The 16,133-nt window shown below is 39.1% G+C and carries 15 protein-coding genes; 5 read left to right on the forward strand and 10 right to left on the reverse strand.

Translation table 11 applies throughout. From position 1 onward, the window contains the following. Positions 1–4: 4 nt before the first annotated feature. From HYV86_02490 to HYV86_02505, 4 genes are all read right to left on the reverse strand, one after another. Entirely contained in the window at positions 5–2,128 is a 2,124-nt protein-coding gene (locus HYV86_02490; GenBank protein MBI2572702.1) for an adenosylcobalamin-dependent ribonucleoside-diphosphate reductase, read from the reverse strand. 93 nt (positions 2,129–2,221) lie between these two features. Beyond that, a complete protein-coding gene (locus tag HYV86_02495; GenBank protein ID MBI2572703.1) occupies positions 2,222–5,464 on the reverse strand; it encodes an adenosylcobalamin-dependent ribonucleoside-diphosphate reductase in 3,243 nt (1,080 codons plus the stop codon). 236 nt (positions 5,465–5,700) lie between these two features. Next, positions 5,701–6,132, reverse strand: a complete 432-nt coding sequence (nrdR, locus tag HYV86_02500) for a transcriptional repressor NrdR (protein MBI2572704.1) — start codon at positions 6,130–6,132, stop codon at positions 5,701–5,703. Positions 6,133–6,665: 533 nt separating this feature from the next. Beyond that, a complete protein-coding gene (locus HYV86_02505) occupies positions 6,666–7,808 on the reverse strand; it encodes a Glu/Leu/Phe/Val dehydrogenase (protein MBI2572705.1) in 1,143 nt (380 codons plus the stop codon). 337 nt (positions 7,809–8,145) lie between these two features. Here HYV86_02505 and HYV86_02510 point away from each other — a divergent pair, with 337 nt between their 5' ends. Continuing rightward, the gene (locus tag HYV86_02510; protein ID MBI2572706.1) at positions 8,146–8,667 is read left to right on the forward strand and encodes a CDP-archaeol synthase; all 522 of its coding nucleotides are present in this window, start codon (positions 8,146–8,148) and stop codon (positions 8,665–8,667) included. A gap of 21 nt (positions 8,668–8,688) precedes the next feature. Here HYV86_02510 and HYV86_02515 read toward each other — a convergent pair whose 3' ends face one another. Both HYV86_02515 and HYV86_02520 read right to left on the reverse strand, forming a co-directional pair. Then, the gene (locus HYV86_02515; protein ID MBI2572707.1) at positions 8,689–9,546 is read right to left on the reverse strand and encodes a hypothetical protein; all 858 of its coding nucleotides are present in this window, start codon (positions 9,544–9,546) and stop codon (positions 8,689–8,691) included. Between the two features lie 104 nt (positions 9,547–9,650). Next, a complete protein-coding gene (locus HYV86_02520) occupies positions 9,651–10,202 on the reverse strand; it encodes a CDP-alcohol phosphatidyltransferase family protein (GenBank protein MBI2572708.1) in 552 nt (183 codons plus the stop codon). Between the two features lie 65 nt (positions 10,203–10,267). Between HYV86_02520 and HYV86_02525 the strand changes: the two genes are divergently transcribed. Both HYV86_02525 and HYV86_02530 read left to right on the forward strand, forming a co-directional pair. Next, the gene (locus HYV86_02525) at positions 10,268–10,540 is read left to right on the forward strand and encodes a diphthamide synthesis protein (GenBank protein MBI2572709.1); all 273 of its coding nucleotides are present in this window, start codon (positions 10,268–10,270) and stop codon (positions 10,538–10,540) included. Between the two features lie 3 nt (positions 10,541–10,543). Then, positions 10,544–11,281, forward strand: coding sequence for a diphthamide synthesis protein (locus HYV86_02530; GenBank protein ID MBI2572710.1), 738 nt, complete (start codon positions 10,544–10,546; stop codon positions 11,279–11,281). 2 nt (positions 11,282–11,283) lie between these two features. Here HYV86_02530 and HYV86_02535 read toward each other — a convergent pair whose 3' ends face one another. The 3 genes from HYV86_02535 to HYV86_02545 are packed head-to-tail and all read right to left on the reverse strand — an operon-like array spanning position 11,284 to position 12,889. Beyond that, positions 11,284–12,081, reverse strand: coding sequence for a hypothetical protein (locus HYV86_02535; GenBank protein ID MBI2572711.1), 798 nt, complete (start codon positions 12,079–12,081; stop codon positions 11,284–11,286). Between the two features lie 2 nt (positions 12,082–12,083). Then, a complete protein-coding gene (locus tag HYV86_02540) occupies positions 12,084–12,515 on the reverse strand; it encodes a hypothetical protein (GenBank protein MBI2572712.1) in 432 nt (143 codons plus the stop codon). A 2-nt stretch (positions 12,516–12,517) separates the two neighbouring features. Further along, positions 12,518–12,889 (reverse strand): hypothetical protein, encoded by a 372-nt coding sequence (locus HYV86_02545; GenBank protein ID MBI2572713.1) that lies wholly within the window; start codon positions 12,887–12,889, stop codon positions 12,518–12,520. A gap of 120 nt (positions 12,890–13,009) precedes the next feature. Between HYV86_02545 and HYV86_02550 the strand changes: the two genes are divergently transcribed. Beyond that, positions 13,010–13,930, forward strand: coding sequence for a hypothetical protein (locus HYV86_02550; GenBank protein ID MBI2572714.1), 921 nt, complete (start codon positions 13,010–13,012; stop codon positions 13,928–13,930). A 5-nt stretch (positions 13,931–13,935) separates the two neighbouring features. Here the strand turns inward: HYV86_02550 and HYV86_02555 are convergent, their stop codons facing one another. Further along, entirely contained in the window at positions 13,936–15,540 is a 1,605-nt protein-coding gene (locus tag HYV86_02555) for a hypothetical protein (protein MBI2572715.1), read from the reverse strand. Between the two features lie 223 nt (positions 15,541–15,763). Here HYV86_02555 and HYV86_02560 point away from each other — a divergent pair, with 223 nt between their 5' ends. Beyond that, complete coding sequence (locus HYV86_02560; GenBank protein MBI2572716.1) at positions 15,764–16,060, forward strand: hypothetical protein; 297 nt, start codon at positions 15,764–15,766, stop codon at positions 16,058–16,060. The last annotated feature ends 73 nt before the right edge of the window (positions 16,061–16,133 follow it).

Here is a 16,133-nt window from a genome sequence, read left to right on the forward strand (position 1 = left end):
CCTTCTAACTTCCATCTCCCACCGTAATAACTTGATCTTCATAACTTCCATCACGATAAATGGTGATACCTTTACACTTTGATTTCCACGCTAGCATATATGCCTCTTCGACATCTTTAATAGCAGCAATACGCGGAAAATTAATGGTCTTAGAGATCGCATTATCCACATGCTTCTGAAGGACTGCCTGCATTTTAATATGCCATGAAGGGTTAATATCTTGCGCAGTCACAAATACATCACGCACATCTTTAGGAATTTCTTTAATTTGTTGAATTGAACCCCTCATTGAAACACGCCGCATTAAATCAGGACTATAAAATCCCCTCTCTTTTGCCACCGCCTCAAAATGTTTGTTTAAGTATACCAACTCACTTGAAGTTAACAATGTTCGTTGATACGAAATAGCAAAAATGGGTTCACAGCTTGCAGAACAGTCAGCAAAAATACTGCGCGTGCCCGTAGGAGATAACGCCAGACACGTCATGTTTCTCATCTTGATCCCATTTTTTTCATGATCTGACCCTTTCCACGCAGGACAAACACCCCTCTTCTTCGCCAATTCTTGAGACATTTCATACGCAGACTCGCGAACAAACCCCATTAACCTATCAGCAAATTCCAAAGCTTGCTCAGAATCATACTTTAAAGAAAGTTGAAATAAAACATCCGCGAAACCCATTATTCCTAACCCTAATTTCCTCGTTCGTTTTGTTGCTTCTTCCATCTCTAAACGAGGATATTTGTTAACATCAATAACATTATCTAAAAAGTGAATAGACGTTTTAATATCTCTACCTAGGCGTGCCCAATCCAGATCCAGTACAGTATCGCTAGTATCACTCTGCACGGTTTTCTGTGTATTGCGTGTATCCTCTCTCACAGATTTAGTTATAACATATTTACTTACATCAATACTGCCTAAAGCACACGCTTCATGAGGTAAAAGAGGAGCTTCGCCACATTGATTAGTAGTTTCAATTTCTCCGAGATGTTTAGCTGGATGTCGACGATTTATTTCATCTAAAAATAACAGACCAGGATCACCAGTTTTCCACGCATTTTGTGTAATAACAGCAAACACATCCCGCGCCCGCATTTTACCCACATATTTCTCAGTACGAGGATTGCGTACATAATACTCCTTGTCTTCTTCTACTGCTTTCATAAAACGATCAGTAACACCTACCGAGATATTAAAATTCTTCAGTGATGCCTGATCTCGCTTTGCTTCAATAAATCGCAATATATCCGGATGATCAACACGCAGCACAGCCATATTCGCACCAGGTCGTATACCTCCCTGTTTAATAACGTCTAATGCCGCATCATAAACACGAAGAAATGACAAAGGCCCAGGAGCAACACCAACATGATGACGTACTAAGTCCCGCTTTGGACGCAAACGAGAAAAACTAAAACCGGTTCCTCCACCTTGTTGATGAATGACAGCGGCATCATTAAGTGTGCCAAAAATACTTTCCATACTATCCTCAATGGGAAGAACATAACACGCATGAAGTTGCGCGATTGGCGCTCCTGCATTCATTAAAGTAGGAGTAGTGGGAAAAAATACTAATTGTGACATTATCTGATAAAATTGAGCAGCTGTTTGTTCAATGTCTTGTTTAGATGCACCATAAGAACCATCAGCTAAAGCAACCGCGAACGCAACACGCCAAAGCATCTGTTGAGGACTTTCTTGAAGCATACCCTGTTCATCCTTGCGTAAATAACGGCGTTCTAAAATACGTAAAGCTTCAGAAGAAAAATCAAGATTCTCCGCACTGTGTTCATGACCCAATATCAACGCGCGTCGTTCACGTTCCTCGTCACGTTTATGTCTAAACAAAATATAGGCTTTTGCTGTTCGAGCATGACCCTTCTCAATAAGCAACCGTTCAACAGCATCCTGAACCTGCTCTACAGAAGGCGTTCCTTTCTTAATCTTCTCTTCAAGAAAATGAAGCGCCTCATGAGCTAATTGTAACGCCAGCTCTCGGTCACTGCCACCCACCGATTGCGCTGCTTTAAAGATAGCATTGGCTACTTTCTCTTCATTAAACGCAACAACTCGTCCATCGCGTTTTACAATTTCGCGGATTGCATGTTGATGAAGTTCAGCCATAATATTAGGATTAATAAGAAAAAAAGAAAAGAGTAGTTATAAAAGTAGCGATACCGTAAAGAAGAGATTACTCTCTTCCTTATCAATATCTCCCTAACTACACCCACTCGTTTCCCCACATACCTCACACAGCATACATGTCCCATTACGGCGAAGTTGTGTTGCGCCGCAGCCAGAACATTTCTGCTTTTCTGCTTTGGACGTTGGCAGCACGCTTGAAGCTGAAATATTCTCAGATTGAGCACGAGATCCTGCTGACATGACAGGTATTGCACCGCCCGCAACTCCACCCACAGCACCCAAAGTAGGCAAAGGCTTCATCATTGCGGGAGTTAATTCACCTAAAAACGTCCGCAGCTCTGTAATCACAGGATGACCCTCAACAGCAAGACTCTCACGCGCAATAACCGTAGGAGTAACGCCCTGACGAATCATAAAATTAACCCCACTCAAAAGTGCTTTCATCATCACGTCTTGTACTGGTGCAGCAAATTCCATCTCAATTCCAACAGCATCAAGTTTATCATTAGTAAGCTGAGCATTCAAGACACAACTCTTACCACCCACTTTGACAATCTTCTTGATCAGAGTACGACCCGCAACAACATTTCCACCAACATTCCCGCCAACACTTCCACTCGCAGAACCATCTTTTCGTTTAGTAGTCAAAATCTCTTTAAGTTGGTTGTTCTCTTCAAGCGTAGTATTGAGTGGCTGACTTAACTTGCTCCCATCACGATACAATGCAACCGCTTTAATCATCATCGTCCAGGAATCATAATATGCTTTCTTGATCTGTTCTACTGTCCAATCTTGAGGCATATTAATTGTCTTCGAGATAGCGCCAGAGATGAATGGTTGAACTGCAGCAAGCATTTTCATGTGCCCATACGGATGGATGTAACGCAACCCTTTCTTACCACATTTATTTGCGCAATCAAACACCGCGTAATGCTCAGAACGTAAATGTGGAGCGCCCTCAAGAGTCATCGTGCCACACACATACTCACTTGCAGCATCGATATCTTGTTGAGTATAACCCAACACACTAAGCACAGATTTCTTAGGATCTTTTCCTGCCATGATAGCATTATATGCATCTTTTCCTAAAGTCCACGAATTAAACGCATAATTAATATCCATCGCACTGTGCAATTCTGATTCTACCGCACTAAGTTGTTCTTCTCGCAATCCTTTCTGCATTAATGAATCACGATTTATTCCAGGACTGCCCTGTAATGTTCCATGACCAAGACAGTACGCGATAATCTCACGAATTTGCACAGGAGTGTATCCTAAATTTTTTAATGCATTAGGAACAGATTGATTAACAATTTTAAAGAACCCACCACCAGCAAGTTTCTTGTATTTAACCAGTGCATAGTCTGGCTCAACTCCCGTTGTATCACAATCCATAACCAAACCGATAGTTCCTGTTGGCGCAATAACAGTCGTTTGAGCATTACGATACCCATACTGTTCACCACGAACTAATGCCTGATCCCACGCATCATGAGCAGCAGATAATAGCTCCGAAGGACACAACGCCTGATTTATCGCAATCGGTTTAATGGTTAAGTTTTCATAATCATTAAGATCGTACGCAGCTCGGCGATGATTACGAATAACGCGCAACATATGATTTTTGTTCTCATTATAGCGTTTAAATGGACCCAAAGTTGCTGCAATCTCTGCTGAAGTAGCATACGAATCTCCTGTCATGATCGCTGCAAGAGCGCCTGCAATAGCCCGCCCTTTATCACTATCATACGGAATACCCTGCAACATAAGCAGCGTACCTACATTAGCGTATCCTAACCCCAACGTACGATACTCATAACTCTTGAGTGCAATACGTTCAGAAGGAAAATGCGCCATCAAAACAGAAATTTCCAATGCAATTGTCCAAAGTCGAATCGTATGACGATATCCTGAAACATCAAATGTACTGGTGTCAAAATTATAAAAACGACCTAGATTAATTGATGCTAAATTACAAGCAGTATCATCTAAAAACATATACTCGCTACAAGGATTGCTTGCATTAATACGCCCGCCCTCAGGACAGGTATGCCACTCATTAATCGTCGTATCATATTGAACACCGGGATCAGCAGAAGCCCACGCGCAATAACCAATATCATCCCAAAGTTTCTGAGCAGAAATAGTTTTAACAACCTCTGCAGAAACACGATTACGTAACTCCCAATTACGTCCGCCTTCAAGCGCTTCAAAAAATGTGTTAGGAATACGCACTGAATTGTTGCTATTCTGACCTGACACCGTAAGATACGCTTCTGATTCATAATGCGTATCAAACTCTTTTAATGGAAGACTATATCCCTGTCGTGCTAAATCCAATGCGCGAACAACATAATTCACTGGAATTTCATCAGTTGTCGCATCAATAACTGCTTGCGCAACCAAAGGATCTTCTAAAGGACGTTCTTTATGCTTTGCCAGTTCAATTAAATGAGAAAGACGTTTAGACAAAATTTTGCTTCCTGCAACTAAATCAGCAACTTTTTCCTCCTCACGAACTTTCCACCAAACAAAATTTTCAATTTCGGGATGAGTCAAATCTAAACAAACCATCTTTGCTGCCCGACGAGTAGTTCCACCCGATTTGATACTGCCTGCAGCGGCATCAAAAATCTTAAGAAAACTCATTAAGCCAGAACTATATCCACCGCCTGAAAGACTCTCCCCTTTTCCACGCAATCCAGAAAAATTACTTCCCGTTCCGCTGCCATACTTAAAGATACGTGCTTCACGAGTAAGAAGACTAAAAATTCCCCCATCTCGAACTAGATCATCATTAACCTCTTGAATAAAACAGGCATGAGGTTGAGAACGAGTGTATGCATCTTTTGATTGCTCTAATTTCTGTGTAATTGGATCAACATAACTATGACCTTGCGCAGGACCAGTAATACCATACGCCCAATTAAGACCAGTCGTAAACCATTGAGGACTATTTGGCGCAGCTAATTGACCAATAAGCATAAACACCATTTCTTCATAGAAAACGTGAGCATCTTTTGCAGACGCAAAATAACCATGTTTTTCTCCCCAGTACCGCCAGCACCCAGCAAGACGATGAGCCACTTGTTTAATACTTGTCTCACGACCAGTAATGACTTTGCCATTCTCATCAAGTAAGAGATCCCCCTCATCATTACGTAATGGCACACCTGCTTTACGAAAATACTTTTGAGCAAGAATATCCGTTGCAACTTGCGTCCAGAAATGAGGTACCTCTACATCATGCATTTCAAAAACAGTGCTCCCATCAGGATTCTTAATGACAGAACTACGCTTCTCATAGGTAAACATTTTAGTTGGGTCAACACCCTCACGAGTAAAATAGCGACGAACTACAAGCCCTCGCTTTTCCATAACTACACTTTCTTGTTTCTCCATATAACATCACTCCCCTTTTTGGTAATATGATTTCCTGAAATCTCTTTATGGTGATTTCGTAATTGTAATCTTTTAACGTGTATTCTCAGGGTTTATCCTAAGCATACATCCTTCCTAAGTATACATTCTAAATATACTTCCTAAGCATTTTACGCCACAAAGTTTAATTCTCTCTCCAAGAGTTTTGGATCTTCAATCTTTTTATGAATCGTAGCAAAACGCACATATGCCATCTTATCCTGTTTTTTGAGTTCAGCTAACACTAACGAACCAATCAACGTGCTTTTTATGGGATTCGTTCTTTTATTGAGTATTTTACGATAGACAGTTTGAGTTAGATGAGATACAACCTCTGGTTCACTCTTCGCGCAAGCTCTTTGAATACTTGAAGTTAGCTTTGCAACATCAAACGGCTCGCTACGTCCATCCCGTTTTAATACAGCAAAATTAAACAACGCACGTTCATAAGTGGTGAATCTGCTTAAACATTTCAAACATTCACGACGTCGGCGCATTGCACCCTCTACTATGCGTGATTCCAAAACTTTCGTCTCTTCATGCGAACAAAATGGACAATACATCGTAACACCTATAATCTCTTTTTATTAGTCTCTTTTTTGCAATATCTCTTTTATTCCTAGGTTTCTTTGTGATTTACTGTTAGGATTTCCTGCAAATACTTTTTGCACTAAAACTATTTTTACACTTAAACAAATTAATCTACATGGAAACATAAAACTGTTACCAAAATTAATTCGTACTTCTCCCCTTTTTGATTTTTGAATCAGATCTTATTTAATTACTTTGCGTGTTCTTTGCAGCGTGACAAAACACTACATTTAGTGTTCTATCTCGGAAAAAACAGCACTGCTAGCGTTTTTAATAATCAAAGCCAAGATAATTTAAATTGATTTTAGTACTTGAATATATGTGTTGTAGAATATGTTTTATTGGTTTGATTGATGCTAAAAAGTTCTAAGAAAAGAAAGAAGAAAATGAGAATATAATAATAAATAATAATAATAATAATACAAAAAAACCTAAAGATAATCCAAATAAAAAAATAAAATCAACAAAAACAAGAAGAATAATGAACTTAAACTAACCATCAGCTTTAACAAACTTTGTTCACTGTTGCTAATTTAAAAGCTGCATTTGAAGGAGATTTCCAGTTCATTAATTTGAGTAATTGGTTTACAGTGTCACCTATATCATTAACTTTTTGAAGAACACGTGTGACATCATATTCGCGAGCTTCTCGTCTTGCATTTAATTCTTCAGCAGCATTGATTAACCCGCCAGCATTAGCAACCCAATCAGTGATGTAGCAGATGCCATTTCTTTGAAGACGTCCACCTTCGGAATCTGGATCAACTAATTGATTGTTCTCTGCACCCACAATGAGCTTACAATTGGAGTCAACTAATTGTTGGATCTTTTCTCCACTTGCACTTCCACCTAAAGCACACGGTACAAAAATGGAACCATTTGTTTGATATAACTCATCATCGGGGACAAGGATAATTCTGCCTTCGAGACCTTCACGTTGGATACGGTCACGTAAGCGGCTACTATTCTGTTCATTCGTTTCACTACAATAGACTTTGCGAACACTACGAGCTAATCCACGAAATTGTTCTCGATGAGAATCATACTCATGACCATCAGGAAAACCAAATATCAATGATGTTGCAACCTGACCACCAGCTCCACGGACACGTGCGATTGCATTGTTAAGAATAATTCTATTTTTTTCAGCTGCAACATCCATGGCTCGCCATACTCCATATGCAGTCATTGGTGCAGGATTTCCACTGCCCGTACTTCGACACACGACATGCTGAGTAGCACGAGCAATAATATCCATTTGTTCAGGACCAGTTCCAGAATCTGCCGCAGTGACGTATCGGCCACCTAACGATTCAACAGCTCCGCCAAAATTTTCTATAAATGTCTCGGTTAAGTCACAAGGATCCATAAACGTGACCGCTTTTCCGCCAGTAAGATAAAGACCTGCTGCAGCAGCTTTATGTCCCATACCCATTGCAAGATTAACAGAGCCTTGTGCTGCTTCTTGAGGAGTAGAGTAATTTTGATTATTGACCCTCCATCCACCTAATCCCGGAAATTTTTGAGACGCATTTAGCGTGAGTGCGATGAAAGTGTCAATTTTTCCCTTATCAGGATGATTAACTTTAAAATGATATAATTCAACATGCGAGATATTAGTCCCAACTAATTCGTATCCGTTTGCCATGATTTCTTTGAAGATAATTTATTTATAATGTTTATGAGTCTTGAGTCACTAAATTGAGAAAGACGATCAATGATTAACATTAAAAACAAAGCAGAAAGATAAACATCAACCAAGAGCAATCGTTACAAGAAAATCAGCGAGAAAGCCTCGATCTTTAGATCCAGGATGAATCGCATAGTGCTGATTTTCTGTTCAAGAAAGACTCTGTCTTTCTGAACCGGAAAACTAGTTTTCCGTGTTCCGAAAACTCGCAAGAACAAGAGAGAAGTGTAAAATCATAGCCTTCAGGTAAGCGAGTTTTCGTTATCTTTAAAAGCCCAAATGATCTCCTTCAATTATGACTTTACTCATCTTCATCCTTTCCTGCTTGTATTTCTTTTTACCAGCCTATATTGCTAATATGATGCCCGTCTTTGTTCGTAAGGTCCCTTTTCTGGCTAAACCAATTAGTGAAAAATATTTTGGTAAGAACAAAACCTGGCGAGGGCTTTTTTTTGCCACACTTGTAGGAGGAATCATTTTCATCATACAAAAAATCCTGTACAGCATAGGATTTACTCAACTTGCAATTATTGATTATAGTGACTTCTCACCCCTACTCGGTTTTGCCTTAGGCTTTGGCGCAATTATGGGCGACCTCATCAAAAGCTATTACAAACGACAAGCAGAGATTGCACCTGGTCAGCCATGGTATGTCTTTGATCAAATTGACTTTGTCATAGGAGCAATTGTTGGATCATTCCTCATTTACGTCCCAAATATTGAAGTGATTGTAGTGTTACTTGTGGCAAGTCCATTGTTACATTTAGGAGCAAATTATATTGGATTTCTACTTGGGATGAGAGAAAGAAAAATTTAATGTTGATTTGAGAAAGATAATTTACCAGATAGTAACACTCATTTGATGTTTTGCTAAATCATCACCAAAAGACGCCGTTTTACAAATCATCCTCATATGTTTCAAAAAAACATCTAAACCTTCAATATGTTTAGCAGTATAATCTAGGTGTCGTGCATAAATATTAACATCATGATTTATATCAACTCCCGGAGTCATATAACTGATTGTAACAGTATAATTTTGAGTAGTATTAGGTTCAACATAATACAGATTGATAGAAACAACTAATCCCCCAGAGATACCAACTATCTGTTTTGGAGAACCAAAGTGCCCATTGTCAAAGATTGCCGAATTAGCACTAGAGGTGGATTTAAAGCCAGGAGCCCAGATCTCATCAATAAGATATTCAGATTCTGCTACTCGTTCAACAATCCCAAAGGAGGGATCGAATAGAATTGCATTGCCATACATTAAAGCTTGTTTTGCTTGAGTACCTTGAAGATTTTTTCCATTATCCATAATGCGCCGATTAGTTATCGCTAAAAAAAGATGAGCACCTCTGCTTCTCTGGGATAAATTACCAATCACCCCACCATTACTATCTCGGCAGGTAGTCGAAGGAAGTCCAAAGAAAACAGGATCTGCTCCTTTAACACGAAATATACGACCTTGAGAATATAAATCAGGAAATTCTTTTGAAAGATCTATAAAAGACTGAACCATTAATTCATTACAGACCCCAGTGTGAGCATAACCTTGTTTTGAATAGAAATCAGGCAAAACAATTACTCTTTGTTTGGGAAACAGTAATGGCCCCTCAAGTCTTGTAACCCAATCTAGTCCACGATACGTATAATTTTTTACTTTCTCTTCGAGTGATTTTATGAGATCAACCACGTTTCCTTAAGAAAAAACGTGTTTTATAAAACTAATTGAAATTACTACTAAATAATAAAAACAAGAGAAACTACAAAGTTATCTTTAATAATGAGCCTTTTTGATTATCCCTTCCTCATCATAACCCACTGCAATTGTCGTGCCAATACAAACATTGACGCAACACCGCTGCATAAATACGCCAGAATCGGGGAGAAAGACAGTGGAATAACTAACATAACAAACACGAGTGTTCTTGTAAACAAGATTGGGGCTTGTTCTCGACTCATAAAAAAGAAGATTTGCGCCAGTAGTGTAATACCTACAACAAGGTAAGCAAAATAATCCTGAAGAACATACCCCACTTTAACTAAAAACAACAACTCAATCAACCGATCACAACAGATATCATAAAAGTGACCGAAACGAGACGGTTTAGTTAAACGAGCTACTACCCCATCCATTGAATCAAAAAAGATATGCAAAATACCAAACAACACAAATAACCAATACGTTTGAAACAGAAAGTATACAGAGACCAGACCACAGAGTAAAGCCAGCGTGGTAAGAATATTTGCAGAGAGATGTAACCTCACAAACACTTTACCCACAGCAGCAAAGTTTCGACTTCGCCATTGGCGAAAATTCTCCATTCTTTCGTTAAACCACATAACCATGGAAACGTATATAAAGAAAACACTATAAAAAAGTTTGGGAAAACAAACCAGAAAAAGACTACAAAATGCCACTCTACGCCGCAGAAACCAAAAAAGCCATTGAACACATTCAGACAACCGGAGCTAAAGTGGTCTGTATTCAATTACCCGACGGGATGAAACCCTACGCTAAAGAAATTGAAGCAGAGATCTCATCCAAAACCGGTGCACGTGTGCTTATCTGGCTCGGCAGCAATTTTGGTGCCTGTGATATTCCTCTCGGCCTTAGTAAAATGGGTATTGATCTTTTGATTAGCTGGGGACACAACATCTTTCACAAGAAACAGGAGGGGTGGTAAAAAGTGGAAATAATGTTTCTCGAAGCACCATTCACCGGTACTGTTGAATTATGTACAAAAACGATTGACTATCTCAAAAAGAATAGTATCAAAACAGTGGGTCTCTATGCATCAGTACAGTTTGTCAATCAACTAGAGACTATCGAACAACAACTCAAAAAACTCAACATCACTATTATCTCTTCTAAAGCTGATCGCACCCACGTCAAAACACAACTGCTTGGCTGCGATAATGACAAGAACTCCCTTCATCTCACTGATGAACAAAAAGAACAGATTCAAGTCTATCTCTACATTGGCGATGGTAAATTTCATCCACTCGCGTTAGTCTATGCACAACGCGGCGATACAAATCCTAAAGAAGTATTATGTAATGACCCTGTAGCCAAAGACCTTAAGATTATGGAAGTGGATGATATTCGAATCATGTTGCAGAGGTATCGTGGCTCATTACTCAAATTCGTTAGCGCCAAGACAGTTGGGGTCTTAATTACAATCAAACCTGGTCAAGAACACCTCAAACCAGCATTGGAATTAGAAAAACAATATCCTGACAAAAAATTTTACTTCTTTGTTGATAACGTCATCTCATTTGATCAATTAGAGAATTTTAACTTTATTGACGTCTGGGTCAATACTGCCTGCCCGCGTGTCGGCTTTGACGATCAAGAGAAGTTTATGAAGGGCGTTGTCAATTTACATGATGCACTAAATGCGGTTGAGATTGTGGGAGAAGAGTAAGTCTATTGATCTCGTGCCAGCAGTACATATGATTGAAGCATCTTAAGACCATCTACACTAATGGGTTCATCTGTCCAACTGTTAGGACCATTGCCCTGCTTTGTTTGAATCATTCGAGTTTTTCCAGTATGACCTAATCTGATTACTTGATCTCGATTTAACGATCCCGGGAAATCAAAATAGAGTACTTGTTCATTATGTCCAAGAATTGTAAAAGAAAATCGATCACTAAATGGAAACGTGATGCTACCACTTAAATTATAGTTTACTGTGTATTGAATTGGTTGAGAACCCGCTGTGTTGTGTGATAATGTACGTCCCTCCAATCGTTGATTCCAACATAATAGGTTGGTCATTGCACTTAACTCATATTTCTCAAAAGCATACCTATCTTTTACAATAACCCCTAAAGGCACACATATACCAAAACTTCTGTGTTTTTCAATAGGGATTTTACCATTTTGTGAGTTACAATATGCAACAATCTCAGCTGGACTTGCAACGCGAAGCCCTTCTGCTAGTGTATCTAGTTCTTGAAGAACAGTATTGAGCACAGCAACTTGACGATAATCATTAAAAGTAAAATTAGCACCATTTGGTTTCTCCCCGTCATCGATACTTATTGAGCTTGATTCTCTCTTTTCTTTATCAAACGCTGTAACGAGCCATTTTTGTGCTCTTCGAACCCTACTATCTTCTTCAGCAAAATAAGCGTTTACAAGATCAACTAAGTCATTTCCAGATAAACTTGTACCAAGTACCCGTGCGTCATTGCGAAAAAAGTCGAATGTGGTAACCATATTTACTTGCTCTTACGCGTATCATTCCATTTTGGTTTGGTGCGATTTCCGTTATCATCAACACTACGACGATTTTGTTCAAATCGTGCACGATATTCCTTGTCTAATCCTTTTGGGGGGTCTTTTTTAGTATCTTTATAGTACCTCATAGCGTCGCCTAATTCGCCATCAGTCATCTTTTCTGGAGATTTTTCACCCCACTGACTTTTTCCCATCAATGAACAATAATCCGTGGCACCCAAGATTGGTTCTAAACCACGACCGGTTTCTCTAGAACGATAATCAGCATTGAAAACAATAGCATTACCAGAAAACGCAGGTTGATAACTACTACTTTGAGTAACTAAAACATCAAGCCTATCACGAAGAGTATCTTTAACATTGCGAGCAGCATTAACAGCCGCACTATACATTCTTTGAATTGCAGAATACATATTTAATCACGTTTCGGCTGATTTACATCACTCAGAAATTGTTCTAAAACACCCACATGAAGTAGAATCTGTTCCCTTTCCAACTGATCATACAAATCACGGGCTGGGCTCATTGGATTCAGATTTTTGCAATCCATGCTTACCAGTGAAATACCACTAGGAGAAAAAATATCCATACCATAAGTGAGATTTTTTCCTACTTGTCGATCTTTATAGACAGCAACACGATAATCTAAAGCTTTTTTAGCAGTAATAACTCCAGCAGGAGCACTAAATTCAAACCGTCGTGCTGTGCCAGCATCGTATTCTCGAAAAGACCATTGAGTAGCTCCTCGCGCAAGGGTGAGTGCTTGTGATAGTCGAATATATTCCATGTTCCCTTCCCCCCATTCAAAAGATGAAAAATCAGAATCCAGTTACTACTTTAACCTAATTCTTATTATTAATATTAATTATCCACAATATTAATAAATAAAACTGCAAAAAAACAAAAAATGCAACGAAAAATCATTGCTCAGGGTCTTGGCGGAAGAACGATCTTTTTACCAATCAAATGGGTGCGGGAAAATGATCTAAAACCGGGAGAAGAGATAACTCTCATCGAAAAAGGAAGCAATCTTGTATTGTGCGCACAAAAACCCGCCCACCAAAAAATCGCCATCAACATCAGTTCTGAACATGATCGAACAATTCGCATTCAGTTGCAAAATGTCTATCGATTAGGATATGATAATATTGAAATAAAGTACATAAATGCAAAACAACGCAGAACTATCCAAGATCTCGTTGAAAAGTATTTCCTCGGATTTGAGATTATTGAAGAAAAAGAGAATCTACTTCTTATCCGCGCCATTGCAGAATCACACGCCACCAGTCATGAAACAATGCTACAACGCATGTTTTATATTATTGCAGAAACATTTATTGAACTAAAATTATCAATAGAAGCAAACTCAGCAAAAAGTGAGAGTATCAAAGAGTATGCAGAGAAAATTACCAAATATGATAACTTCTTGCGACGAATCATTAGTACAAAGAAACTCTTTGATGATAAAACGTATCTTTATTGGTCATTAAGTACCTATCTTAATCTTATTGAACGCAACCTCATTCATCTCTACGAACAGTTACCCCTCGACAAAAAAGCAACCCCTAAAACTAAAGAACTCTTGCTGTTATTAGAATCAACATTTTCTGAAATGAAGAAAGGGTTTCTAACAAAACAGGGAAAAGAAATAGAATCAGCATCAGAAAAAATTAACAAAGCACTCAACAGTTCTTTTCTTCCTGCGTTAACAACCAGTTTACCCCGTGAAAGAATAGCTATTTATTACTGTGCCGAGCTCTCCCGCTTACTCTACTTAATTAGCTCACCGTTGTATGGGATTCTTTGTTTAGAAAAATCAGAAACGTAGTTCAATCAAATCTTTAACTGCACTAGATATTTAGTTGCCAACCCCATGTAATGAGTAGCAACGGCATTCTGACCAGCTTTCCACATCCCATAACGCACTGCATTAACAAACGAAATTTCCAGAGAACGAGTAGCAAAGTCAGCATCACCGGTATGAGCCGTGTATTCTCTTCCATTTACTACTAACTCTACTTCACGACGCAACGCCAGATATACTTTCGCAGCAGCAGGGATATTTGCAACTTCTAATTTACCTAAATCAAATTCCGGATTACCTGCGCGAGCATGACTTGCATCCCCCAATGGTCTAACACCTAATGGACTACCCCAGACGTTTTCAGGTCGTGCATCCCCATGGATAATTGTTGTAGGATTTTCATGAGCATACTGATGCACGCGCGGAACAATAGCACAATAAGCGGTTTTGAAAGAACGAAATTGTTCTCTCATTGATGTATCTTGACACCCGGCCAAGCGTTGTTCAATAAATTCCCAAGGATGGACTAAAGAAAATAATGGCTTAAGATAAGGCAGAGGAGAATGAGAATGATTATCTTGTGTTAGAAGAGTATGCGCCACTGCACGATTAAATATATCCATATAGATTGGGTTGTCTTCTTTTAATTGAGAGAAACGAGATCGTACTGCTGCCGAGGAAAAAACATCTTGTCGTAACGTAAAATAAGTATATTGATCTTGCATACTAACAATATCATCATTTTCTGTACCCAACGTCACTAACGCCGCAACAGCAGATTGGTCAGCGTAAAGACAAGACAGAACCCGTGGTGTAATCACCCGAAGCAGAGGATGAGCCGCAGCAATAGAAAGATAGGCAAATTCATTGGCAATCTCCACCGGACGAGAGATTTTAAGATAGGCAGTCTTACCCGCAAACGGTTGATTGTCTGCAAGCGTAAATGGCACGACAAGTCCAGAATATGTCTCTGTAATTGCATGCCGAGGATCGATTAACGAAAGCTGTTGGGCAGTTTCAAACACAGCATCTAATTTCTCTGAAGGAACACCCAATTCAATAAAGATATCTTTGAGAGATTGTAGCCCCGCTTTCGGCGAATGGTGTAATTCTTCTAAATAAGGCATTGCTTGATCTAGATCATGGAGAGGAGATTGAATATAACTTAAAGGAAGTACCTCACTAAATTTTTCTCGTAAATTAGTATCCTGACGAGGATCAATACCAAAGAGGCGATGAGTCCAGCCATAATCAGACCCATATCTACCAACAATAGTATTAGCAAGTCTTTCTAAACCTACTTTAATTCTTGCGCCAAAAGCGCGAGGAAAGTTCTCTGCCATCCCTTCAGGCAAACCTGTTTCTTCTCCTTGACGAGCAAGAAAGTACAATTCTCTTGCTTGATTTGAAGGTTCCCGATCTAGAGGTTTTTCCCGACAATAGCCAGTCCCTAAAGCAGCATCAGTAATGATAGTACAACTAGTGATAAACCAGCAAAAACGCTGATCAGCAAAATCTGTAGAAACTGAGTTATCAATAAGATCAGCAAACGTACGCCATGCAACACTTGCAACTAAAGCATCAGCCAACATATTATCGAGAGTCTCGCCGCTCCCCCTATGTCTTCTTCCCATCAAGAGAGCAAAAATGAACTTTCTTTTTAATTTTAACTACTTTTTAGAGACTAAGAAATAGTAGTTAATAATCAAAAAAGAATACTTACTAGACCACACAAACCCCACCCCCTCCGTCGACACCCTCTCGAAAGCTTTAAATACTTTCCATGTATCCATAGACCTGGAAATAATCATTTTCCGACGGGGGCTTATGTTCTCGAACAAAAAGGAGGAATAGAAAATGGCAGAAGTTGTTCACAAAACTGGTGTTAAAAAACAAGTTGGATATCTTTATTTCGTCGACAAAGACGGACACGTTTCTCGCGCTATGATGAGCCGAGCTGGAAGATCCAAAGGCAAAGCTAAGAAAGAAGTAGTAGTTAAAGTAGGCGTTAAAAAAGAAAAAGGCTTCCTTTATTTCATCGACTCTAAAGGAAACATTTCTCGTGCTAAAATGGCTCGCGGACGCAAAGCTAGTGCAAAAAAACCAGCTAAGAAGAAAGCAGTAAAAAAAACCGCAGCTAAGAAAAAACGATAAATTCACTTTTTTAATTTCTTTTATTCTTCTTTTACTTCTTTAATTATGTGCAATGATCCATATCTTTAAATAA

This window comes from Candidatus Woesearchaeota archaeon (genome assembly GCA_016188115.1).
GTDB lineage: Archaea > Nanobdellota > Nanobdellia > Woesearchaeales > GW2011-AR9 > JACPIK01.

Coding starts and splice junctions, on each gene's coding strand:
- nrdR (MBI2572704.1), bottom strand. CDS start 6,132: ATGTATTGTCCATTTTGTTCGCATGAAGAGACGAAAGTTTTGGAATCA.
- HYV86_02550 (MBI2572714.1), top strand. CDS start 13,010: ATGCAACGAAAAATCATTGCTCAGGGTCTTGGCGGAAGAACGATCTTT.
- HYV86_02525 (MBI2572709.1), top strand. CDS start 10,268: ATGCCACTCTACGCCGCAGAAACCAAAAAAGCCATTGAACACATTCAG.
- HYV86_02540 (MBI2572712.1), bottom strand. CDS start 12,515: ATGTATTCTGCAATTCAAAGAATGTATAGTGCGGCTGTTAATGCTGCT.
- HYV86_02490 (MBI2572702.1), bottom strand. CDS start 2,128: ATGGCTGAACTTCATCAACATGCAATCCGCGAAATTGTAAAACGCGAT.
- HYV86_02495 (MBI2572703.1), bottom strand. CDS start 5,464: ATGTTTACCTATGAGAAGCGTAGTTCTGTCATTAAGAATCCTGATGGG.
- HYV86_02555 (MBI2572715.1), bottom strand. CDS start 15,540: ATGGGAAGAAGACATAGGGGGAGCGGCGAGACTCTCGATAATATGTTG.
- HYV86_02505 (MBI2572705.1), bottom strand. CDS start 7,808: ATGGCAAACGGATACGAATTAGTTGGGACTAATATCTCGCATGTTGAA.
- HYV86_02545 (MBI2572713.1), bottom strand. CDS start 12,889: ATGGAATATATTCGACTATCACAAGCACTCACCCTTGCGCGAGGAGCT.
- HYV86_02535 (MBI2572711.1), bottom strand. CDS start 12,081: ATGGTTACCACATTCGACTTTTTTCGCAATGACGCACGGGTACTTGGT.
- HYV86_02510 (MBI2572706.1), top strand. CDS start 8,146: ATGACTTTACTCATCTTCATCCTTTCCTGCTTGTATTTCTTTTTACCA.
- HYV86_02520 (MBI2572708.1), bottom strand. CDS start 10,202: ATGGTTATGTGGTTTAACGAAAGAATGGAGAATTTTCGCCAATGGCGA.
- HYV86_02560 (MBI2572716.1), top strand. CDS start 15,764: ATGGCAGAAGTTGTTCACAAAACTGGTGTTAAAAAACAAGTTGGATAT.